The following is a 21,323-nucleotide window of genomic DNA, read 5'->3' on the forward strand; positions in this document are numbered from 1 at the left end:
GAATTTATGAACCGTTATACCATACTTATTTATACAGAGAATTTTATCGGTATCCTCAATAGGATCACGATCATTTTCACCAGAAGAGGGATCAACATAGATGCACTCACAGCCTCGGAGAGCCGACTGGATGGGATTCACAAGATTACCATCGAGTGTACGGTGACTGAAGAGCAGATCGTCCAATTGGTAAAGCAAATTGAGAAAATCACGGATGTGATCAAGGCGTATTACTTTATGGATAGTGAGGTGGTTTATCAAGAGATCGCACTTTACAAACTTCCGATAGACAGCTTGGATGCAAGTCTTGAGAAAGTTATCAGGCAGTATAATGCCCATATTATTGCAGCAGAAAAAGAATTTGTTGTAGTGGAGTTTACCGGGCATAAAGAAGATACCCAGGCATTGTTGGAAACCCTCAAGCCTTATAGTCTTCTTGAATTTTCTAGGTCGGGCAGGGTAGCTATTGCCAAGCCTAGATTTTCCGTATCAGAATATTTAAATAATCAAACCTTATAAAAACCAATAACTATGAAACTGAAATTTGGATCAGTAGAAGAAAATGTAGTAACCAGAGAGGAATTTCCACTGGAGAAAGCTAGAGAAGTATTGAAGGACGAAGTGATTGCCGTATTGGGTTACGGTGTACAAGGTCCCGGCCAGGCTTTGAACTTGAAAGACAATGGCTTCAACGTAATCGTTGGCCAAAGAAAAGATTCCAAGACTTGGGACAAGGCAGTAGCTGACGGCTGGGTTCCCGGAGAGACGCTTTTTGAATTGGAAGAAGCCTGTGAAAAAGGTACTATCCTTCAGTTCTTGCTTTCTGATGCAGGTCAGATTGCATTATGGCCTACAGTGAAGAAACACCTTACTCCTGGAAAAGCATTGTATTTTTCACATGGATTTGGCGTAACTTACAAAGAGAAAACAGGTATCGTCCCTCCTTCTGATGTGGATGTGATCTTGGTGGCACCAAAAGGTTCCGGAACATCTTTGAGAAGAATGTTTGTTGAAGGAAGAGGATTGAACTCTTCTTATGCCATCTTCCAAGACGGAACGGGTAGGGCAAAAGATAGAGTTGTAGCACTTGGAATCGGTGTCGGATCAGGATATTTGTTCGAGACTGATTTTTACAGAGAAGTTACTTCTGATTTGACAGGAGAAAGAGGAACTTTGATGGGAGCTATCCAAGGTATATTTGCAGCCCAGTACGAAGTGTTGAGAGCCAATGGCCACACACCTTCTGAGGCATTCAATGAGACTGTGGAAGAATTGACCCAAAGTTTGATGCCATTGGTGGCTGAAAATGGAATGGATTGGATGTATGCCAACTGTTCTACGACGGCACAAAGAGGTGCATTGGATTGGTGGAAGCCTTTCAGAGATGCTACCAAACCGGTTTTTGAAGAACTTTATGACTCTGTTAAGACAGGTAAAGAAGCTCAAAAATCAATCGATTCAAACAGTAAATCTGACTACAGGGTGAAATTGGAAGCTGAATTGAAAGAATTGAGAGATTCTGAAATGTGGCAGGCAGGCGCAACCGTCAGAAAATTAAGACCAGAAAATAACTGATATTATGAGTGAAAAGCTATGGATATTCGATACCACCCTTCGTGATGGGGAACAGGTACCGGGTTGTCAATTGAACACCCGAGAAAAGATCGTGGTCGCTAAGGCATTAGAAGAACTGGGAGTAGATGTGATCGAAGCTGGATTTCCTATATCCAGTCCAGGTGACTTCAATTCAGTTGTTGAAATTTCCAAAGCTGTATCAAATCCTATTATCTGCGCCCTTTCCAGAGCTGTGGAAAAGGATATTGATGTAGCTGCTGACGCGCTGAAATATGCAAAAAAAGGAAGGATTCACACCGGGATCGGTGTGTCTCCTTTTCATATACAATACAAGCTCAGATCCACCCCTGATGAAATCATCGAAAGGGCTGTAAGGGCAGTAAAGTACGCCAAGCGATATGTTGAAGATGTGGAATTTTATGCTGAAGACGCTGGGCGCGCTGAGAAGGATTTCTTGGCAAGAATATTAGAACAAGTTATCAAAGCCGGTGCTACTGTAGTCAATATCCCTGATACGACTGGATATTGCCTTCCAGAGCAATATGGGGCAATCATCAGGCACTTGAAGGAAAATGTCTCCAACATAGACAAAGCGATCATTGCCACACATTGCCACAATGATTTGGGTATGGCTACTGCCAATACCATATCAGGTGTTCAGAATGGGGCAAGGCAAGTTGAAGTGACCATCAATGGAATTGGCGAGAGAGCTGGAAACACTTCTATGGAAGAAGTGGTCATGGCAATCAAATGTCACCATGATATTCCAATTCACACAAGCATTGTTACTCCAAAAATCTATGAGACCAGCAGGTTGATCTCTAAGCTGATGAACATGCCAGTCCAGCCAAACAAGGCGATTGTTGGAAGGAATGCATTTGCGCACTCATCAGGGATCCATCAGGATGGTGTGTTGAAACATAGAGAGAATTATGAAATCATCGATCCAAAGGATGTAGGTGTACATGAATCTTCCATCGTGTTGACAGCAAGGAGTGGAAGGGCTGCTTTGAAGCATCATCTGGATGCTTTGGGAGTAGTCTTGGAAGGTGAGGCATTGAAAGAGGTCTACGAGGAGTTTTTGGTTATGGCAGATTCCAAGCGGGACATCACACCAAAAGACCTACTTTCATTGGTAGGGAAATACATGGACGAATCTTCATTCATCGAATTGGAGAAAGTAAGCTATGAGTCTAATGGATCTATCAAGTCTACCGTGACCTTAAAAATCGGTGATAAAATAGAACAGGCATCTTCTACTGGAAATGGTCCTGTGGATGCAGTTCTGAAAGCCATAGAAAAAATCGTAAAACCTGAGATTGAATTGGAAGAATTCCTTATCCAGGCAATCACTGCTGGAAGCGATGATGTAGCCAAAGTACATATGAGGATCATGCAGGGAAAAATCCCATACTATGGTTTTTCTTCCAATACGGATATCGTGTTGGCTTCAGCGCAGGCATTTGTAGATGCCTTGAATAAAATACCCGTCAAAAATAAAGTGACAGTAGCTTAATTATGGAAAAGAAAACATTATTTGATAAAATTTGGGATGCACATGTGGTCAAATCTGTCCCATCAGGACCGGATGTGTTCTTCATTGATAAGCATTTTATCCATGAAGTGACAAGCCCTGTTGCGTTCTTGAATTTGGAAAAACGTGGCGTAGGTGTACTTCATCCGCAGAGGACAGTAGGTACGCCGGATCACAATGTCCCGACGGTCGATCAAGACAAGACCATCAAAGACAAGCTTTCGAGGATGCAAGTTGAAAAGCTCCGTGAAAACTGTAAAAAACATGGAATCGAATTGCATGACTTGGGTTCTGCCCACCATGGGATTGTCCATGTGATAGGTCCCGAGTTGGGGATTACCCAGCCTGGGATGACCATCGTCTGTGGCGATAGCCATACCTCTACACATGGTGCATTTGGCGCTATCGCTTTTGGTATTGGTACATCTGAAGTCGAAATGGTTTTGGCTACACAATGCATCATGCAGAGCAAAGCCAAAAAGATGCTCATTACCGTTGATGGGGAGTTGAGTGAAGGTGTGACTTCAAAAGATATCATATTGTATATCATCGCAAAGATATCTGCTGCCGGTGCTACGGGGTATTTTGTGGAATATGCTGGGTCAGCGATTCAAAGCCTCAGCATGGAAGCCAGAATGACCATCTGCAACATGAGTATAGAAATGGGTGCCAGAGGTGGACTGATAGCACCTGACGAAACCACTTTTGAGTATCTGAAAGGAAAACAATACTCCCCTAAAGGTGAAGACTGGGACAAGACTGTAGCTTATTGGAAGTCGTTGAAGACTGATGAAGGTGCTGTTTTCGATAAGGAATACCACTTCGATGCTGCTGATATTGAGCCGATGATTACTTATGGGACCAATCCAGGTATGGGTATCAAAGTCAAAGGAAATATCCCAAGTACCGAGGGTATGGAAGGAAGCAACAAAACCTCTTACCTGAAATCCTTGGATTACATGGGGTTTGCTCCAGGTGAAGCGATCCAAGGAAAGAAAGTTGATTTTGTGTTTGTAGGAAGCTGTACCAATGGCCGAATCGAAGACATCAGATCTGTAGCCAATTATGTAAAAGGAAAGAAAAAAGCCGATAACATCACTGCTTGGATTGTACCAGGTTCCAGAGAAGTGGAAAAAATGGCGCATGAAGAGGGTTTGGTTAAGATCCTTGAAGATGCAGGATTTGAATTGAGACAACCGGGCTGCTCTGCTTGCTTGGCGATGAATGACGATAAGATCCCTTCTGGTAAATATGCAGTATCCACTTCAAACAGAAATTTTGAAGGAAGACAGGGGCCTGGAGCCAGAACGATGCTCGCCAGTCCATTGACTGTAGCAGCTGTAGCTGTCAAAGGTGAAATATGTGATCCTAGAGAGATCTTTTAATCCAAAAAAAGAAAAAAATGGCTTACGATAAATTTAATGTCCTTACTTCAACTGTAGTGCCACTTCCAACAGAGAATGTGGATACAGATCAGATCATACCTGCAAGATTTTTGAAAGCAACAGAAAGGGAGGGTTTTGGTGACAATCTTTTCAGGGATTGGAGATATGATGTCGAGGGAAATCCCAAAAAGGATTTTGTACTCAATGACTCAACCTACTCTGGAAAAATCCTCTTGTCAGGAAGGAATTTTGGTTCTGGATCGAGTAGAGAGCATGCAGTTTGGGCTTTGTATGACTATGGTTTCAGATGCGTGGTTTCGAGTTTCTTTGCAGATATTTTCAAAAACAACTGTTTGAATATCGGAGTACTTCCAGTTACGATCAGTCCCGAATTTGCAGATGTATTGTTTGCTGCAGTAGAGGCTGATCCAAGCACAGAGGTAGAAGTGGATATTGACAAGCAAAAGATTACCCTGTTGAGCACAGGCCAATCTGAATCTTTTGATATCAATGCCTACAAAAAAGAGAATATGAAAAATGGCTTTGATGATATCGACTATCTTTTGAACCTAAAAGGGGAAATAGAAGAATTTGAGAAAGGAAGAGCTTAGATATTAGACTTAAGACAGTAGACACAAAATATAAGATACAAGAGACCTTTGAGGGCTTAATGACCTCGAAGGTCTTCAGAATAAGTAGCCAAGGTAAAAGAGATGAATCGAAGTCTTTCATCTTATTTCGATAGGACATTTAGATTTGTGAAAAGACAACTCCTAAGAGCTTGTTCCGAAAATCGGAAGGTTAAACTATGATTAGCCCCGGGTTGAAACCCATGGATTAAGATAACATAATCGAACACAACCCCGAAGGGGTTGAACATAAAGAGCCTTTTAATGAAATTCATATTGTGCTTCCTTATAATCAATCAGATACAAAATCTCACGTCTCACGTCTCATATCTCATGTCTAAAATCTAAAATCTCAAATCTACCCTCTACAATCTAAAATCAAAATGGGAACAAATAGGAAAATAGAAATCATGGATACCACACTGAGGGATGGAGAACAGACCTCGGGTGTGTCTTTTCTTCCTTCTGAAAAACTTCAGATAGCCAAGTTGCTTTTGGAGGAGTTGAAGGTGGATAGGATAGAAGTGGCATCTGCCAGGGTTTCTGAGGGGGAAATGGAAGGTGTCAAGAAGATTACCCAATGGGCTTCCGAAAAGGGATATTTAGATAAAGTTGAGGTTCTTGCTTTCGTAGATACTCCAGCTTCGATAGATTGGATGGTGGAAGCAGGTGCCAAAGTGATGAACTTACTCACAAAAGGCTCTCTGAATCATCTTACCCATCAGTTGAAAAAGACACCAGAGCAGCATTTTGAAGATATCCAAAAATGCGTGAAATATGCCCGCAGCAAGGGGATAACTGTAAATGTCTATCTGGAAGATTGGAGCAATGGCATGCAAAATTCCATGGATTATACCATGGAGTTGATCAATTTCCTCAACGAAATCAGGGTCAGAAGAATCATGCTTCCAGATACCCTTGGTTTACTGCACCCTAGGGAAGTTTCCCATTTTGTAAGGTTGATAAAATCAGAGTTTCCAGATTGCCATTTTGATTTTCACGCACACAATGATTATGATCTTTCGGTAGCCAATGTGCTGGAGGCAATATACAATGGCATCGATGGGATTCATACAACTGTAAATGGACTTGGTGAAAGGGCTGGAAATGCTCCTTTGGAGTCGGTCATTGCAGTTTTGAAAGATTTCACAGATTTTAGGATTGGATTGAATGAAAACAAAATCTACCGAGTGAGTAAATTGGTAGAACAGTTTTCGGGTCAACATATCCCAGCCAACAAACCGGTAGTCGGTGAAAACGTCTTTACGCAGACAGCAGGGATTCATGCTGATGGTGACAATAAAAAGAATTTATATTTTAATGACCTCCTTCCGGAGCGATTTGGAAGGCAGAGGAAATATGCGCTTGGAAAGACTTCGGGAAAAGCGAATATCTTGAAAAACCTTCAGGAATTAGGTATTTCCCTTGAGCCTGATGAGCTTACAAAAGTGACCCAGAAAATCATCGAACTCGGTGATAAGAAAGAAAGGGTGACTACCGAAGACTTGCCATACATCATATCGGATGTGTTGCAGAACAATTCCATCACAAAGGATATCTTTATCGAAGGTTATCACATGACCCATTCCAAAGGTTTGAAGCCAACTGTTCAATTAAAGATGAGTATTCATGGCAAATCTTTTGAAGAGCATTCTTCCGGTGACGGACAGTATGATGCCTTTATGCGTGCTTTGGTGAAGATATACAAGTCACAGGGATTGCAGTTGCCTAAGTTGACTGATTATCATGTTTCCATCCCTCCGGGAGGAAAGACGGACGCTTTTGTAGAGACCGTGATTACTTGGGACTACGGAAAGATTTTCAAGACCAAAGGATTGGATTCTGATCAGACCGTGGCTGCTATGATGGCGACCGAGAAAATGTTGAATATTATAGATAAAATGGACAATAATGTTTCTGGAAAATCAAAATTTCAGGAATTGAAAAATCAAAACCCAGAACAAGACAAAGAAAATTTCTATGGAAATGAATATAGCACTACTGCCAGGTGATGGCATAGGGCCTGAAGTAATGGCTCAGGCAGTAAAAGTGGTCAAAGCTGTCGGAAAGAAGTTTGGCCATACCATTAATTTCGAAGAAGCACCCGTAGGGGCTACAGCGATTGATCAAACAGGGGATCCTTACCCTGATGCTACGCATGAGGTCTGTCTTAGGGCGGATGCAGTGCTTTTTGGGGCAATTGGTGATCCAAAGTACGACAATGATCCCAAGGCCAAGGTAAGGCCAGAACAAGGTCTTTTGGAAATGAGAAAAAAATTGGGCCTTTTTGCCAATGTGCGTCCTACTTTTACATTCCCATCTTTGGTTCATAAGTCTCCTTTGAAACTTGAAAGAGTGGAAGGTGTTGACTTTGTGTTTTTCAGGGAACTTACCGGAGGGATTTATTTTGGTGAGCCTAGAGGAAGAAACGAGCAGGGTACAAAGGCCTTCGATACCAATGTCTATACCAAGGAAGAGATCACCAGGTTGGCACGTATGGGCTTCGAAGCTGCGCAAAAAAGAAGGAAATTATTGACTTGTGTGGACAAAGCAAACGTATTGGCCACTTCCAGACTTTGGAGGGAGACTGTACAGGATCTTGCTCCTGAATATCCCGATGTGAAGGTAGAATATGAATTTGTGGATGCTGTTGCCATGCGTCTGATCCAATGGCCAAAGGCTTATGATGTTTTGATCACAGAAAACCTTTTTGGTGATATCTTGACTGATGAAGCATCTGTGATTTCAGGCTCCATGGGCTTGATGCCATCAGCTTCTGTTGGTACTGAGAACAAATTGTTTGAGCCAATCCACGGTTCTTACCCACAAGCAGCAGGAAAAGACATTGCCAACCCATTGGCCACTGTACTTTCTGCAGCGATGATGTTCGAATATGCATTTGACATGAAAGCCGAAGCACAGGCTATTTCCGATGTGGTCAATAAATCCTTGGCAGAAGGTATCGTTACAGAAGATATTGCCGAAGGAGCCAAAGCCTATAAGACCTCAGAAGTTGGAGATTGGCTCGCTGCAAATATTTGACAGTTTGATGTTCAATCGTCAACTGTAGCGTATGTGTTAAAATGCTGTTGCTAAAAAGCTTGCTTTTAAGTAAGCCGGAAGCCGGTTGAAGTATTCCTTTATAAATAACTAAAAGCCCTGATGGATTGGTTTCTGTCAGGGCTTTTTTTGTTTTAAATTGAAACTTTCCCAAAGTTTAGAACTTTGGAAAAGTTAGCCTTGGATCCATGAAATGCTTTGAAAAGCAACTTTTCGGATTGGTATTTAAAGAAATAGTTTATTACATTGTAAAATAAAATTAGTTGATAACAATTTGTTTTTAGTTATGGCAAGTAGAATCTTTTCATTAACCGCTCTTATTATCCTAATTTCTATTTGTGATTTGCAAAAAGTAAATGCCCAATACAAATTCGAAAAAGCCCGTGAGTTTCAGGTTAAATCTCTTAACTCTGTGGAAATTGTTGATTATGATCCAGCTACACAGCAATTTTTGGCTTATGAAAAAGTAAGTAGCGGGTTTGTTGTAGTTTTGTTGGATGATAAAGGTAGGATTTTGCAAAAGAAAGACTTAAATGGTCAAGGTCCTGGGCAATTCAGTTCAGCTATGAATTTTCTCGGGTTTTCAGACACGGAAGATATTTGGGTAATTACCCCAAACCAAGTGATCTCTTACGATAGGAAATTGAATTTCAAGGAAAGCAAAAAGTTTGTTATAGACAATCCATTTTTTGTTTTTGGAGGATCAAAGGCTCCTGTGTTTTATTATAAAGAAGGGCAAAAAGACAATCTTGTCTTTACTACTTATCCTTCAGGGACTGCGAGATTTATGAGTGCTAAGGGTCTGGAAAAGCATCATTTGGTTGAGATGCACGAATTAAAGTCAAAGAAGACTTTCTATTTGGCACCTATTGCACATAGGCCAATTTTTAAACACTTTGACAATACCATCAATTCTATGTACAAGCCGATATTTACTCAGGATAAGAAGAGCAATCAGCTTTATGTAACAGCTGCGCTCGACAATGAAATCACAGTGATTGATCTTCCATCAGGAAAAACCATCTCCAACATCAAAATCAATCATGGAGATTTTGGTAGCTTCAAGAAATTCCCGATTTCTGATAAAACCTTACCAAGCTACCCACCTTATACGCTTGCCTCAGTGAATTTGAATGTCTTACATTTGGATGGAGGGATTGTTTTACTGGATTATGTAGGAGAGATTCCTTACGGGACTTTTGAAAAAAAGAAAAAAGAGGATACACAATATCATCATTTTCAAGACCCAGATTACCATAGAGTAATTCTATTTGATGAAAGAAAACAACTTAGCAATGATATGGAAATCCCATATGGCCAAATCAAAATCGCGATGCCTAATAATTCCATCTTAATCAAACTGCTCAATCCTGACGAGGAAGAGGATTTTATTAGATATGGAGTGTATAAGGTTGTGAAAAATTAGGAATTGGATTTTATCTGAGGTAATCATGAGAAAAACTCTTTTATATTTATTATTTCTATCCTTCATCTTTTCCTGTAACCAAAAGAGCGATGAAAGTGAATCAGATCAAAGCGGTGATTTGAAGAACTTTACCCTTGAAAAGCTAGACAGTATTCAAATAGAATACTTAGGAAATCCGATTGTACATGATATTGATCCCAAGTCGAGGATGGTTTTGTTTATGGAATTTGAGGAGTTTTCAAATGACATTATGCTGACCGATTTTGATGGGAATATTTTTAACTCATTTTCAAAATCTGGCGATGTCCCAGATGGCTTCGGTGGATTGTTATCGCCTTTGATGATTGATACCGATTCCTCTTTTTTAGCTTTTGGCTACAAAGGATTCAATAGATATTCATTCCAAGGTGAGTTATTCTCAAACGTTCCTCTTGAGGATTTCAAAATCCCATTATTTCAAAGAATTGCAATGGGGATAGAATTACCAAAGATCAATGAGAATTTCTTGGTTGCGGATAAAGGAAGTAGAGAAATTGATTATGATAATATTCAAGATCATCTAGGTATTAAACATTTTAATTTGTTTAACCCAAAAACCGGAGGCAGTGAAGCTTTAATTCAATTCCCAGAATCAAGTATCTATAAAAGTGGAAAATACTTTTACAGATTTGCATGGAGGCCAGTTTACACAATTGAGCATGAAAAAATCTATGTCGTATTTGGAGGAGAGCCAACAATTTATATTTATGATGGAAAAAAGCCTTTCAAATTAATTTCAAGTATTCCCATCGACTTACATAATTATCAATACTTTAAAGGAAGTGATGATAAAAACTTAGGACATGATTTTATTGGATTGTTTTTAAGCTCTGGTAGAATAGAAAATATAAAGAAATTTGGAGATAATTTTTTGGTATCATACTTCCAAGGATATGAGGATGTTGATCGAGAATATTTTTTTGCTAACAAAACACCCGATGAAGCTAAGAAATTGAGGGAAAGGCTAAAGGAAAAATATCCATTTAGATTGGCAATATTCGATAGTTTAGGAAATAGGTTAAATGATTTCGTTCCTGAAGATTTAGATCCTAGCAGCATGATCATTCGAGACGAGCAACTCTGGATGATGGAAAAGCCTGATCCAGATATTGAGAAGGAATATTTTAGACTGTATAAAGTGGGGCTTAAAGGCGGATGATTTTATGAAAAAGATATCTTTTAGTTTTAGTCTAATTTGCCTCTTTTCCTGTGCTAAAATAGAAAACACGGATTTGCTGTGGATAGATGTCGACAAAAACGGAGTTTCAGAGGTTTTACTTTCTGATGTTGCGGAAGATGTTTCTTTGGTGACTCTCCAGACAAATGAAGAGTCTTTCATTACATTTGTTAGTGATTTGAAATTCTATAAAAATAACTTATATGTAAAGGATGGCAACAATAGAGTACTGGTTTTTGGCCATGATGGAGTTTTTCTCAAACAGCTTGGGATCCGAGGGGAAGGTCCTGGTGAATATCAATATGTGAATGCGCTATCAATTGATACAAATGCCAATTTAATCTACTTAGGTTCTCAAGATAAATTGTTGGTTTTTTCAGCTAAACACGAATTACTGAATGAGAAAAAGCTTGGTTTTTACTCGTATAATCTTGAATCAGTCAACAATAAGCTCTATGTAGTGTCGCAATCTTACGGAAACCCAGTGAGCTCAGGCTATGCAAATCAGACAACTTTATATGAATTAACCAGTGAAATAGAAGTAGAAGACACAATTCCAGCGAGAACTGTATTGCTTGATAAAAACCAAGCCTCAACATATGGATATGAACATTTTATTTCGGTAGTCAATGAAGAAATGTTTCTCTATACTCCAGTGATGACTAATGAGAAGATATTAAGAGATACTTTATACCAACTTGAAGGGAAAAGTTTGATTCCTTATGTAAAATTCAATTTTGATAAACCCCATATTGATGATCGTGGGATCAAGAATATTTGGATTTATAATATCATCAATTCAAAGTCATACATCATCTGTGAGTATTCACTAAAAGGGCAAAAAATGTTCTATTTGTATAGCAAAAGAGATTCAAAAGGTTACAAGATGAAAGAAGGAATTCTTGATTCTAGAGGTGATGCTGTAGTCTTAAGGCCTCTAGATTTATCAAATGATGTTTTTTACTTTACAAAAAAAGAAGAGTTTTCAGATGTTTCTATTGAAGAGCCTAATCCAATTGTAAGAATTGTCAAACTAAAATAGTTTTGTTTCCGTATTTTCGACGTTAATTCAATTTCAATGCAAACCAGACCCTTTACCTACCTTTTTTATATCCAATATCTTGGCTTACGCTATCATGGATGGCAGAAGCAGCCGGGATTGAAAACGATCCAAGGAAAATTGGAAAAGGTGATCAGGTATGTTTTGGGGCATGAAGATTTCACCATTTTGTGTGCAGGACGGACAGACTCTGGGGTTTCTTGCCATCGAGGAGCATTTGAGTTGTTCAATACTGCAGATGTCGAACTGGCCTTTTTTATCCAGCAAGTCAATGAAAACTTACCTGATGACATCAGGCTTTTGGAAGGGAAGCGGGTATCCTTAGATTTCAATATCATCCAAGATGTGGCAGCCAAAGAATACCGCTATTACTTTGCAACAGGGGAGAAGTTTCATCCTTTTGCGGCAGGAAACCTCGCGTTTTTCACGGGAGAAGTCGATATTGAGTTGATGAGAAGAAGTTCGGGGATATTTGTGGGGGAGCATGATTTTAGAAGATTCTGTGCCAAACAAAAGCAATCTGATAATTACCGCAGACAGATTTTTGAATCAGGGATATTGGAAGATAGATTGATGATGGCTGATGGTTCTGAGTTGAAAAGATATTGCTACAGAGTAAAAGGAAAAGGGTTTTTGATGCATCAAGTAAGATTGATGATGGGGAGTTTGTTGGCTTTGGGGCGGGGAGAAATCAGTGAAATAGAAATTCAAGAGGCCCTAAAAAGTCAGCAGACCAGTCCATTGTGCGGGAAGGTTCCAGCGAATGGGCTAGTGTTGTATGAAGTGTTTTTTACAAGTTAGAATTTAGGCTTTCTTTTGTTGCTTCTTATACTTAAAATAATGATTTGACTTTCTTCAACTGGTTTGTTTGTTGATTAAGGCTCTCCGTACATTAAGGGAGCTAAACTCTGGATAAATCTATGGGGTCTCAATTAGAATAGAAATTGTCGAATCTAACTTGTCAAGAAAATATAAAATTTGCTTATTATACCATTTTGTACTTAGGTAATCAATGACTTCTGAAAGGCTAATTTCAGCCTCTTTTGTCCAAATTACCTCAAATTTCATTTTTTATATTTCTAATTTGATTCAAAATCTTTTCATTTTCAGTCGCCATGATTTTTTCAATCAAGGTGTATTTTAGTAATTTATCCATAATGAAGTTTACGATAATTTCTCCAAAAAATAAAAGCAGCCAAAAAAGGGGCTTTAGCCCTGCATTCTTCGTAGAAAAGTGAATTCAAGACATCCCATTGAGGGGCGTAGCCCTGACATCTTTTGGACCTATCTGAAAAATTATCTATTGAAAGAACAGATCACAGGGCTACGCCCCGTTTGACAACCTCAATACAGCTTTTTCTACGAAGATACATGGGCTACGCCCCTGATTTTGAAAAGGAGCAAATATTGATTATTTCTCCAAAAAACAAAAGCTGCCCTTTCTGACAGCCTTGTTGTTATTTGATGCTAATTGGCATACTGACTTTGATCTGATCCCAACTGAGGGAGATAGCGCCGTCAGTTTCTGATATCTTTTCCACTTCATAGGTCAGTCGCTGGACTTCCTGATCAAGGGCTACTGGCTTGACACTTACTCTTACCACATCTTCTGATTCTTCATAGGCATCAGCGAGGTGTTGGTCATAGTCTTTGTTGAGGATCAATGTCCATTCTTCTGTGCCCGGTATGGTGAAGAAACCATACATGCCTGCAGGGACTTCTACGCCATTGATCATGACATCATTCGAAAATGAAACTGCCGTAGCCCAATGGGAGCCACTGACCCAGACTTGATCATAAGAAACCAAACCGTTCCAGATGACACGTCCTCTTTTTCCAGGAGATCCATAATTGACTGTGACTGTAACATCACCAAAAGAACCCGAAGCTTCCCTTCGTGCACTTCCTTTGAAAGTATCTTCCAACAAACCAGCATTGACGCTGTCCGCATAAGCAACTTTCTCCAACAAATGTTCTTTTTCCAAATTCGAAAGCTCTTCCGTTTCTGCTTCTACAGCAACTTCGGTTACTTCCTTGTTTTCACCGCCACAAGAGAATAACAAAGTGGCAGATAACAATGCTAATAGCGTATTTTTCATTTTTTCTTTAAATAGATATCAGATGGTAGCTGATATATGCTTTGCGATATAAAGTGGAAATATGCCTGCGGCGATATATTTGATCCTCGTAATAATTTGGATTAAGGTGGAATGAATTGATTCGAAATATCGAAGGCAAAGCCTTTTCAGATGCATATCAAGGAATCATGATTTGAGACCCGTCATTTTGGAGTGTTGGCTAATTATCAATAACCAATTAAACTTATTCCCAATAAACTTATCAACCAATTAACCCAAACTTTGAAACCTTACAATTCCCTAATCTTTCAACTTTTCAATCTTCTATGGAAGGGATGTTTTTCCAATTAAAAAACTGCTCTGCGCAACCTTTCAACTTTCAAACTTTAAAACCTTCCAACCTTTTCAATCCTTCAACCCCTCCATCAATTCCTCAGAAATCCCTGTGGTAGAGTATCCTCCATCGTGGAATAGATTCTGCATAGTCACGTACCTAGTCAGGTCGGAGAACATGGTAATGATATAATCTGCACAGGCTTCTGCGGAAGCATTTCCCAGTGGGGACATCTTGTCTGCAAAGTTGTAGAAGGTATCGAATCCTCCTATACCTGTTCCTGCTGTGGTTTTTGTAGGTGATTGGGAAATGGTATTGACTCTGACTTTTTTCAATTTGCCATATCTGTAGCCATATCCTCTAGCGATGCTTTCCAAAAGTGCCTTGGCATCTGCCATATCTGTGTAGAATGGGTAAACTCTTTGCGCTGCGATATAGGATAGTCCCATGATGGAACCCCATTCGTTCATCACGTCCATTTTCTCAGATACCTGCATCATTTTGTGAAAAGAAATCGCCGAAACATCATAAGACTTGTTTGCCCAGTCATAGTTTAGGTCACCATAAGATCTGCCTTTTCGGATGTTTGGAGACATTCCGATAGAGTGGAGGATAAAGTCAAAGTTTCCACCCAAATATTCCTTAGCTTCTGTATAAAGTTTTTCGATATCTTCCAAAGAGGTAGCATCTGCAGGGATTACGATTGTACCACACTGCTCAGCCAATTCATTGATGGCTCCCATTCTCATGGCTATTGGTGCGTTGGTCAATACAAACTTTGCACCTTGCTCGTGTGCTTTTAGGGCTGTTTTCCAAGCAATTGAATTTTCGTCCAAAGCACCGGTGATGATACCGACTTTTCCTTTTAGTAGATTCTCAGGCATAATATTTTCGTTTATTTGTTCAATTTTGAAGGGGTAAAAATACGGAAAAATTCGAGACGATTGATGCGCTTGGATTGATTAGATGCCTACAACCTGAATCGCAGGGCATTGGCTTAATCTTTCAGCAACTCTCTCGCACTTTCAAATGCAGTTTCTGAAGGATTTGAACCAGCGATCATTTTGGCAATCTCTGTGATGCGTTCGTCTTTTTCCAGCAAGCGGATTTTCGAAATCGTCCGCTCTGTGCTGTTGTCTTTATACACAAAATAGTGTTGATCTCCTTTTGCAGCGACCTGTGGCAAATGGCTGATGCAGACTACTTGGTGTTTTTTTGCAATCTCTTGCATCATCCGCACCATTTGCAAAGCAACCTCCCCAGAAACACCCGTATCTATTTCATCAAATATCAATGTTGGAAGAGCCATCTTGTCTGCCATAATATACTTGATGGCAAAGATCAATCTGGAAAACTCACCCCCAGAAGCCACCTGCTTCAAAGCTTGTGGTTTGACGCCTTTGTTTGCAGAGAAGAGTAAATCAATCTGGTCGACACCTCTTTTGCTTGGAGTGATTGCAGTATGGGAAAATTCCACCTGAGCATTCTCCATTCCGAGCTGTACAAGCAATGAAATGAGCTCTTTGGAAAAATGCTGAAATCCTGCTTTTCTCTTTTTGCTTAACAGATTACCTTTTTCCAACAGGCTTTTGTATGCTTCATCCATTTCAAATTTCAGATTCTCCAATTGCTCGTCGAGGTTCTCTATTTGAAATGCCTTATCCGCCAATTCCTTTTGTAAAGCAATAAGATCTTCTACTGTTTCCAAGCCATGTTTTTGTTGGAGTTGGTAAATTTTGCTCAGACGATCCCGGGTCACATCAAGTTTTTCGAAATCCACTTCTACTTTGCTATCCTCATCTTCCAGGCTTTCTGCAATGTCCTTCAGTTCTATCAAGACACTCTGGAAACGCTCTTTGAATGTTTCGAATTTGTGGGCAAATTTCCCCAATTGCTGGATGCCATGGTTGGCTTGGCTGAGGATGTTCAACCCTCCAAATTGTTCATCTTGAAGTTGGGTCAAAATCTCCTGGATCTTGCCTTTGATTTCTTCAGCATTTTCAAGGATTTCCTGCTCACTTTCAAGTTCTTCCTGTTCTCCTGCTTTCAAGCCAAGAGAACTCAATTCTTCAAGCTGAAACTGATTGAAATCAGCCTCTTTCTTCAATTCCAAAGCTTGTTTGGCTAATGTTTCGTAGGATCTTTTGGCTTTTTGGTAATCTTGAAATGCCTGGGTATATGCAGTGAGCTCATTTTGGGATTGGGTAAATGCATCTATCAGATCCAATTGATACTCGCCTTCACCCAGTTGAAGGCTGTCATGCTGTGAATGTACATCCATCAGGGATTTGCCCAACTCTTTGAGGATTTCAAGCCGGACTGGGGAGTCATTGATGAAAGCCCTGGATTTTCCATTTGGGCTTATTTCCCTTCGGATGATACAGATTTCTTCAAAGTCCAAGTCCTCCGATTCAAAAAAATCCTTGAGCTTGTAGTTTTTAAGATCAAATTCACCTTCAACGATGCATTTTTTTTCTTCGTCAAAGAGGGCTTTTGTGTCAGCTCTATTGCCCAATAGTAGTCCAACGGCACCCAACATGATGGACTTACCGGCACCGGTCTCGCCTGTGATCATGTTAAGCGTGGCACATGGTTCCATATCAAGAGATTGGATCAAAGCGTAATTGGCTATGCTGAGGGTTTTGAGCATGGATTTGTTGTGTTTTTAGAAATGCAAATCTAAGAAAATGATCTCAACCTCTAAGTAGGTCGTTGTATTTTCTGGCATTGGTAGGGTCTACTTTCAGCAGTAATTCCACTGCTTCTGTTCGGATGTCCAAGGGGGCTTTTTTGAAAATCTTGCTGATTTCATCCCCCTTCGCATCTATAAATGATATTGTAAAAATACTGTTTGGTTGGGCGGTATTGGCTTCTTCAAGTTTTTTGATGGCTTCCAACATGTTTTTGAAAGCCTCTTCCGGATCTTTGTTGAGTAGATCCATCCCTTTTCGATGGTAAAGGTAATTGGCTTCCCTGATGGGGGCGAATACAGATGAGGTATAGATGTCATTGACCAGCCAATACCTGTTTCTTCTGTCAGTCGGGCTTTGGTTCCATCCCGGTCGTGGGGACTGCTGGGCATTGTTGACGATTGTATTGGCTATTTCAAAATAGGGATCTCCCCCCCGCAAGGTGAAGCTGTCGTAATCAGTGCCAATTGCCATGTATGCATAATAGGCCAGGAGTGAGCTGATGTTGTTGAGGAATGAAAAGCGATTGAATTCCAAAGGTTGGTTTTGCAGGTACTCGAAAGACCAGTTTCTGTCCACAAAATTGAAAATCATACTTTCGTAATTTGTCCCGTAGATAGGCCTTACCACCTGGACTTGTACTGTTGCATTGTAAAAACCTACCTGCGGCATGTCATTGATCGTGATCAGCATACTGCCTTTGATCCTCTCTATCGGCCTAAACTCATCATTGGTCCAGTTTCTGCCATTGAGGAATTGCTCAAAAGTAGTTTTCATATCTTCAAAAATATCCTTTTCCTGAGTCCTAGCCCGATCCGAATTGATGATCACCTGGAAGTTTAATTCCTGTGCAAAGCCAAAAAATGGTAAAAGGTAAAGAAGTGTCAGTGAAATGAATTTTCTCATATCGATCTTTTATTGATCTAAAGATAACGATAAAAATATGTTTAGATTTCTAGCGGAAGATTTTTAATCTCTTTCAGGATCAATTCTGCAATTTCTGTTTTGGGAACGACTTCGGAAGTATGCTCTGATCCATCTTTCGAAAACAATGTCACTTTGTTGGTGTCCAGCTGGAACCCTGCACCGGCTTCTTTCATGGAGTTGAGTACAATCAGATCGAAGTTTTTCTTTCTCAGTTTCTCTTTTGCATAAAAAGCTTCATTTTCCGTTTCCAATGCAAACCCCACATGTATTTGACCATGTTTTTTCTTCAAACCCAAAGAAGCTGCTATGTCCACATTTTTGACCAATTCGATGGTCATGCCTTCCCCCGCTTTTTTGATTTTTTCTTTGGCGATATCTTTTGGTGCATAGTCTGCTACCGCCGCAGCGAATATGCATATGTCCATATTTTGATGAAGTTTTGAGGAGGCTTCATACATTTCGGAGGCACTTTTTACAGGTACAATGTGGACATTGCCATGCTGTGGTTTTATTGCTCCATGACCTAGGACGACATGCACTTCAGCCCCTTGATTAGCAAAGGCTTCTGCCAATGCTGCGCCCATTTTCCCGCTGGAATGGTTGCTGATGAATCTGACTGGGTCTATAGCCTCTTGGGTTGGTCCGGAGGTGATAAGTACTTTTTTACCAAGAAATGCTTTTTTGGAAGAAAAGTGGGAGCGTACTATGTCAAGGATGTGTTCTGGTTCCATCATTCTTCCTTGCCCTGAGAGTCCACTGGCAAGTTCTCCTGCTTCAGCATCAAGGATGGTATTGCCAAAGTCGGAAATCAGTCTGAGGTTGTTTCTTACAGAGGGATGCTGATACATGTCAAGATCCATAGCCGGAGCGACCATGACAGGACATCTGGCAGAGAGATATGTTGCTGTGAGCAGGTTGTCGCAAATACCATTGGCGAATTTGGCAAGTGTATTGGCGGATATAGGAGCCACTAAAAATAAATCCGCCCAAAGCCCCAATTCCACATGGTTTGTCCAGACACCATTGCTTTCGGAATGAAACTGGTGATGGACGGGGTTTTTGGAAAGGGTAGCTAAAGTCAAAGGGGTGATAAAATCAAGAGCAGAGGTAGTCATGATGACCTGTACCTCTGCTCCTTCTTTTACCAATAAACGTGTCAAAAGGGCGCTTTTATAGGCAGCAATGCTGCCTGTCACACCCAGTAGGATACGTTTACCTTTCAATTTCATTATTCTTCAATATCAAGATCCGGATTGCGAGAGTAGATTTTACCCTCTACGAATTCTTCCATTGCCAATGTTGATGGCTTAGGCATTCTTTCATAGAATTTTGAAATCTCTATTTGCTCTTTGTTTTCGAATACCTCTTCAAGGTTATCTACAGTAGAAGCAAATTCAGAAAGTTTGCTGTTCAACTCTTCCTTCATGGTAGAAGAAATCTGCTTAGCTCTCTGGCCAATTACATGAATGGACTCATACAAATTGCCTGTTGGAGCAGCAATTTTATCTAAATCTCTTGTAACGATTGATGGATTAACTGCCATGTTTATATATTAATTATTGTTTTCTGAAATGGGAACTGTGATGACTTTTTCTCCTTCCGGAGCGACTGCTCTTTGATGTTCTTCAAGTTTGGCTTTTGCCAATCTTTCTTCGTAATCTTTTTTCAAAACCAAATGGTTTTCATATTCCTTGGTGGTTTTCAGGACCGCAACATCCACCTTGCCCAAATATTTACTGCTTGGGTACTTTCTCTTGAACTGCTCCGAAAACGCCAAAGCCTGCTTGAGGCGTTCTTCTTTTTTGTCAAAGACACTTCTCTCGCTATATGCCGCAGACACTTCCACAAGTCTAAAGGCTAGTTCCTCATTGTACTTGCTGTCTGGGTAGTTTTTTGCAAAATTCTGGAAATTGATAATGCAGGCTTTGTAAAAATCACCAGGATAAAGTCCTTCAGTCAATCTCAAATACATGGTTGATTCCTGATAGGCTTTTTCTTCAAATCTTTTCTGCAGATCATCAATCATGGCCATTGCCCTCTCGTATGAGTCGGATTCAGGGAATTTGTTGATGAAAAGTTGGATGGCATTGACAGCATCCTTGCTGCTTTTTTGATCCAGATTGTAATCGGGAGAGTCCAGATAAAGCGCATAGGCATTCATGAACATTGCCTCTTCTGCCATTGGGCTTCGGTTGTATGTCTGATAGAAGGTATTGAAATAGCCGGCAGCCTCAATGTACCTTTTTGTTCTGAAGTGACTGTATGCGTAATTGAAATCAGCAATCTCTGCCCTTTCGCTTCCACGTATCACAGGAAGTACTTTGTCATACAGAATGATCGCCTTATTGTACTCACCTGCTTCGTAATAAGTGTTTGCAGCTTCGTATAATTCTTCCCAATTGGTGCTTTTTTCCAGCTTGTAAAACTTGCCACAAGAGGATATAAGAATCAACAATAGGAAAGGTAAAATATATTGGAGGGATTTTTTCATAATTTTCAGAGTGCAAATATAAGGGATTAATAATTTGTATCAAACTTGGCATGAACTGCCGAGTGATTTGTCTTATTGTTCGACAACGAGTTTTTTGGTGACAATATTTTTGTTGTCCACAAATAATGTGTAAAAATATACTCCCGGTCTTAAGTCTTCTACATTCATCACAAGTGTTTCCTGTCTTGGGTCGAGCCTGTATTCAGCTACTGGATTGCCTATAAAGCTGTTGATGCTGATTTTAGCCGTGGCCCTTGGGTTTTTGAAATTATAATCTATTTGGGCGATCCTATTGCTGGGATTAGGATAGACACTGCCAATGGAAATGTCCTTATGATCTACTTCATTCCCTTCCGCATTTGGATTGGTGATGTCGTAGATAGCGTCAATCACAAACAAATCCCTGTTGTTTTCGGGGTTGATAAAGTGAAATTCAAAATGACCCCTTGTCTCTACTATTCCGAAATCAAATTCTACGTACAAATCTGTGAAAATCTCATTTGGCTTCAACTTTAACTTTACTTTCGAAAGGTCTTTTTTGGGGTCAAAGCAATAGTCGCCGATACAGATTTTTACTTTTTGTGAACTTCCAATATTTCCCCTTAAAAATCTCAGGTTGTACTCCTTCGCCTGATTGCTCTCGTTTTGAATGATTAGAGACTTTCTCTGGGACATTCCGATTTTTCCGGTGAAATCAATTTCTTCCGACAACACACTCACCTGGGCATCCACATTCAATGGAAGCAGCAAGGTCAGACATGCAAATATCAGTAGAAAAGATTTCATGTAGAGTTCTTAGTTCAATAAGCAGTGTAAAATTTTGATAAGCAGACATATTGTATACTTTAAAAGTAACTAAATGGTTTCAGCTTCGGAAGATTTTTGGGTTAAAATTTGTTAAGCAAAATGAAATTTTTC

The 21,323-nt window shown here is 40.0% G+C and carries 19 protein-coding genes; 11 read left to right on the top strand and 8 right to left on the bottom strand.

Annotated features, from left to right (window positions below; genetic code table 11):
- Positions 1 to 6: 6 nt before the first annotated feature.
- From ilvN to truA, 11 genes are all read left to right on the top strand, one after another.
- The gene (gene ilvN, locus ACFSKL_RS00340; RefSeq protein WP_376882246.1) at positions 7 to 519 is read left to right on the top strand and encodes an acetolactate synthase small subunit; all 513 of its coding nucleotides are present in this window, start codon (positions 7 to 9) and stop codon (positions 517 to 519) included.
- A gap of 12 nt (positions 520 to 531) precedes the next feature.
- Complete coding sequence (ilvC, locus tag ACFSKL_RS00345) at positions 532 to 1,575, top strand: ketol-acid reductoisomerase (protein ID WP_376882249.1); 1,044 nt, start codon at positions 532 to 534, stop codon at positions 1,573 to 1,575.
- Positions 1,576 to 1,579: 4 nt separating this feature from the next.
- Positions 1,580 to 3,091, top strand: coding sequence for a 2-isopropylmalate synthase (locus ACFSKL_RS00350; protein WP_376882251.1), 1,512 nt, complete (start codon positions 1,580 to 1,582; stop codon positions 3,089 to 3,091).
- A 2-nt stretch (positions 3,092 to 3,093) separates the two neighbouring features.
- Entirely contained in the window at positions 3,094 to 4,494 is a 1,401-nt protein-coding gene (gene leuC, locus ACFSKL_RS00355; RefSeq protein WP_376882254.1) for a 3-isopropylmalate dehydratase large subunit, read from the top strand.
- A gap of 17 nt (positions 4,495 to 4,511) precedes the next feature.
- Positions 4,512 to 5,105: a 3-isopropylmalate dehydratase small subunit gene (leuD, locus tag ACFSKL_RS00360; RefSeq protein WP_376882256.1), complete on the top strand. Its 594-nt coding sequence runs from the start codon at positions 4,512 to 4,514 to the stop codon at positions 5,103 to 5,105.
- A gap of 401 nt (positions 5,106 to 5,506) precedes the next feature.
- Positions 5,507 to 7,135, top strand: a complete 1,629-nt coding sequence (locus ACFSKL_RS00365; protein WP_376882259.1) for an alpha-isopropylmalate synthase regulatory domain-containing protein — start codon at positions 5,507 to 5,509, stop codon at positions 7,133 to 7,135.
- Positions 7,104 to 8,165: a 3-isopropylmalate dehydrogenase gene (gene leuB / locus ACFSKL_RS00370; RefSeq protein ID WP_376882261.1), complete on the top strand. Its 1,062-nt coding sequence runs from the start codon at positions 7,104 to 7,106 to the stop codon at positions 8,163 to 8,165. Before ACFSKL_RS00365 ends, leuB begins: the two co-directional genes overlap by 32 nt.
- 304 nt (positions 8,166 to 8,469) lie before the next feature.
- Positions 8,470 to 9,609 (top strand): hypothetical protein, encoded by a 1,140-nt coding sequence (locus tag ACFSKL_RS00375; RefSeq protein WP_376882264.1) that lies wholly within the window; start codon positions 8,470 to 8,472, stop codon positions 9,607 to 9,609.
- 25 nt (positions 9,610 to 9,634) lie between these two features.
- The gene (locus tag ACFSKL_RS00380) at positions 9,635 to 10,807 is read left to right on the top strand and encodes a hypothetical protein (protein ID WP_376882266.1); all 1,173 of its coding nucleotides are present in this window, start codon (positions 9,635 to 9,637) and stop codon (positions 10,805 to 10,807) included.
- 4 nt (positions 10,808 to 10,811) lie between these two features.
- A complete protein-coding gene (locus ACFSKL_RS00385) occupies positions 10,812 to 11,867 on the top strand; it encodes a 6-bladed beta-propeller (protein WP_376882269.1) in 1,056 nt (351 codons plus the stop codon).
- 36 nt (positions 11,868 to 11,903) lie between these two features.
- Positions 11,904 to 12,686 carry a tRNA pseudouridine(38-40) synthase TruA gene (gene truA, locus ACFSKL_RS00390; RefSeq protein ID WP_376882272.1) on the top strand — a complete coding sequence of 261 codons (783 nt, stop codon included), beginning with the start codon at positions 11,904 to 11,906 and terminating at the stop codon, positions 12,684 to 12,686.
- Positions 12,687 to 13,342: 656 nt separating this feature from the next.
- Here the strand turns inward: truA and ACFSKL_RS00395 are convergent.
- The 8 genes from ACFSKL_RS00395 to ACFSKL_RS00430 form a co-directional block, all read right to left on the bottom strand.
- Positions 13,343 to 13,984: a DUF2911 domain-containing protein gene (locus tag ACFSKL_RS00395; RefSeq protein ID WP_376882275.1), complete on the bottom strand. Its 642-nt coding sequence runs from the start codon at positions 13,982 to 13,984 to the stop codon at positions 13,343 to 13,345.
- A gap of 384 nt (positions 13,985 to 14,368) precedes the next feature.
- Positions 14,369 to 15,181, bottom strand: a complete 813-nt coding sequence (locus ACFSKL_RS00400) for an enoyl-ACP reductase FabI (protein WP_376882277.1) — start codon at positions 15,179 to 15,181, stop codon at positions 14,369 to 14,371.
- A 113-nt stretch (positions 15,182 to 15,294) separates the two neighbouring features.
- Entirely contained in the window at positions 15,295 to 16,947 is a 1,653-nt protein-coding gene (recN, locus tag ACFSKL_RS00405; protein WP_376882279.1) for a DNA repair protein RecN, read from the bottom strand.
- A 43-nt stretch (positions 16,948 to 16,990) separates the two neighbouring features.
- Positions 16,991 to 17,893, bottom strand: coding sequence for a type IX secretion system protein PorD (gene porD / locus ACFSKL_RS00410; RefSeq protein WP_376882281.1), 903 nt, complete (start codon positions 17,891 to 17,893; stop codon positions 16,991 to 16,993).
- 41 nt (positions 17,894 to 17,934) lie between these two features.
- Complete coding sequence (gene coaBC / locus ACFSKL_RS00415) at positions 17,935 to 19,143, bottom strand: bifunctional phosphopantothenoylcysteine decarboxylase/phosphopantothenate--cysteine ligase CoaBC (protein ID WP_376882284.1); 1,209 nt, start codon at positions 19,141 to 19,143, stop codon at positions 17,935 to 17,937.
- The gene (locus tag ACFSKL_RS00420) at positions 19,143 to 19,457 is read right to left on the bottom strand and encodes a DNA-directed RNA polymerase subunit omega (RefSeq protein WP_376882287.1); all 315 of its coding nucleotides are present in this window, start codon (positions 19,455 to 19,457) and stop codon (positions 19,143 to 19,145) included. Before ACFSKL_RS00420 ends, coaBC begins: the two co-directional genes overlap by 1 nt.
- 9 nt (positions 19,458 to 19,466) lie before the next feature.
- Positions 19,467 to 20,405: an outer membrane protein assembly factor BamD gene (locus tag ACFSKL_RS00425; RefSeq protein ID WP_376882290.1), complete on the bottom strand. Its 939-nt coding sequence runs from the start codon at positions 20,403 to 20,405 to the stop codon at positions 19,467 to 19,469.
- A gap of 72 nt (positions 20,406 to 20,477) precedes the next feature.
- A complete protein-coding gene (locus ACFSKL_RS00430; RefSeq protein WP_376882292.1) occupies positions 20,478 to 21,191 on the bottom strand; it encodes a T9SS type A sorting domain-containing protein in 714 nt (237 codons plus the stop codon).
- Positions 21,192 to 21,323 lie beyond the last annotated feature (132 nt).

This window comes from Belliella marina (assembly GCF_042682445.1).
GTDB lineage: Bacteria > Bacteroidota > Bacteroidia > Cytophagales > Cyclobacteriaceae > Belliella > Belliella marina.

Bases quoted from the DNA above. Each gene is read 5' to 3' on its own strand.
- ilvN (WP_376882246.1), top strand. From the start codon at position 7: ATGAACCGTTATACCATACTTATTTATACAGAGAATTTTATCGGTATC.
- ilvC (WP_376882249.1), top strand. From the start codon at position 532: ATGAAACTGAAATTTGGATCAGTAGAAGAAAATGTAGTAACCAGAGAG.
- ACFSKL_RS00350 (WP_376882251.1), top strand. From the start codon at position 1,580: ATGAGTGAAAAGCTATGGATATTCGATACCACCCTTCGTGATGGGGAA.
- leuC (WP_376882254.1), top strand. From the start codon at position 3,094: ATGGAAAAGAAAACATTATTTGATAAAATTTGGGATGCACATGTGGTC.
- leuD (WP_376882256.1), top strand. From the start codon at position 4,512: ATGGCTTACGATAAATTTAATGTCCTTACTTCAACTGTAGTGCCACTT.
- ACFSKL_RS00365 (WP_376882259.1), top strand. From the start codon at position 5,507: ATGGGAACAAATAGGAAAATAGAAATCATGGATACCACACTGAGGGAT.
- leuB (WP_376882261.1), top strand. From the start codon at position 7,104: ATGGAAATGAATATAGCACTACTGCCAGGTGATGGCATAGGGCCTGAA.
- ACFSKL_RS00375 (WP_376882264.1), top strand. From the start codon at position 8,470: ATGGCAAGTAGAATCTTTTCATTAACCGCTCTTATTATCCTAATTTCT.
- ACFSKL_RS00380 (WP_376882266.1), top strand. From the start codon at position 9,635: ATGAGAAAAACTCTTTTATATTTATTATTTCTATCCTTCATCTTTTCC.
- ACFSKL_RS00385 (WP_376882269.1), top strand. From the start codon at position 10,812: ATGAAAAAGATATCTTTTAGTTTTAGTCTAATTTGCCTCTTTTCCTGT.
- truA (WP_376882272.1), top strand. From the start codon at position 11,904: ATGCAAACCAGACCCTTTACCTACCTTTTTTATATCCAATATCTTGGC.
- ACFSKL_RS00395 (WP_376882275.1), bottom strand. From the start codon at position 13,984: ATGAAAAATACGCTATTAGCATTGTTATCTGCCACTTTGTTATTCTCT.
- ACFSKL_RS00400 (WP_376882277.1), bottom strand. From the start codon at position 15,181: ATGCCTGAGAATCTACTAAAAGGAAAAGTCGGTATCATCACCGGTGCT.
- recN (WP_376882279.1), bottom strand. From the start codon at position 16,947: ATGCTCAAAACCCTCAGCATAGCCAATTACGCTTTGATCCAATCTCTT.
- porD (WP_376882281.1), bottom strand. From the start codon at position 17,893: ATGAGAAAATTCATTTCACTGACACTTCTTTACCTTTTACCATTTTTT.
- coaBC (WP_376882284.1), bottom strand. From the start codon at position 19,143: ATGAAATTGAAAGGTAAACGTATCCTACTGGGTGTGACAGGCAGCATT.
- ACFSKL_RS00420 (WP_376882287.1), bottom strand. From the start codon at position 19,457: ATGGCAGTTAATCCATCAATCGTTACAAGAGATTTAGATAAAATTGCT.
- ACFSKL_RS00425 (WP_376882290.1), bottom strand. From the start codon at position 20,405: ATGAAAAAATCCCTCCAATATATTTTACCTTTCCTATTGTTGATTCTT.
- ACFSKL_RS00430 (WP_376882292.1), bottom strand. From the start codon at position 21,191: ATGAAATCTTTTCTACTGATATTTGCATGTCTGACCTTGCTGCTTCCA.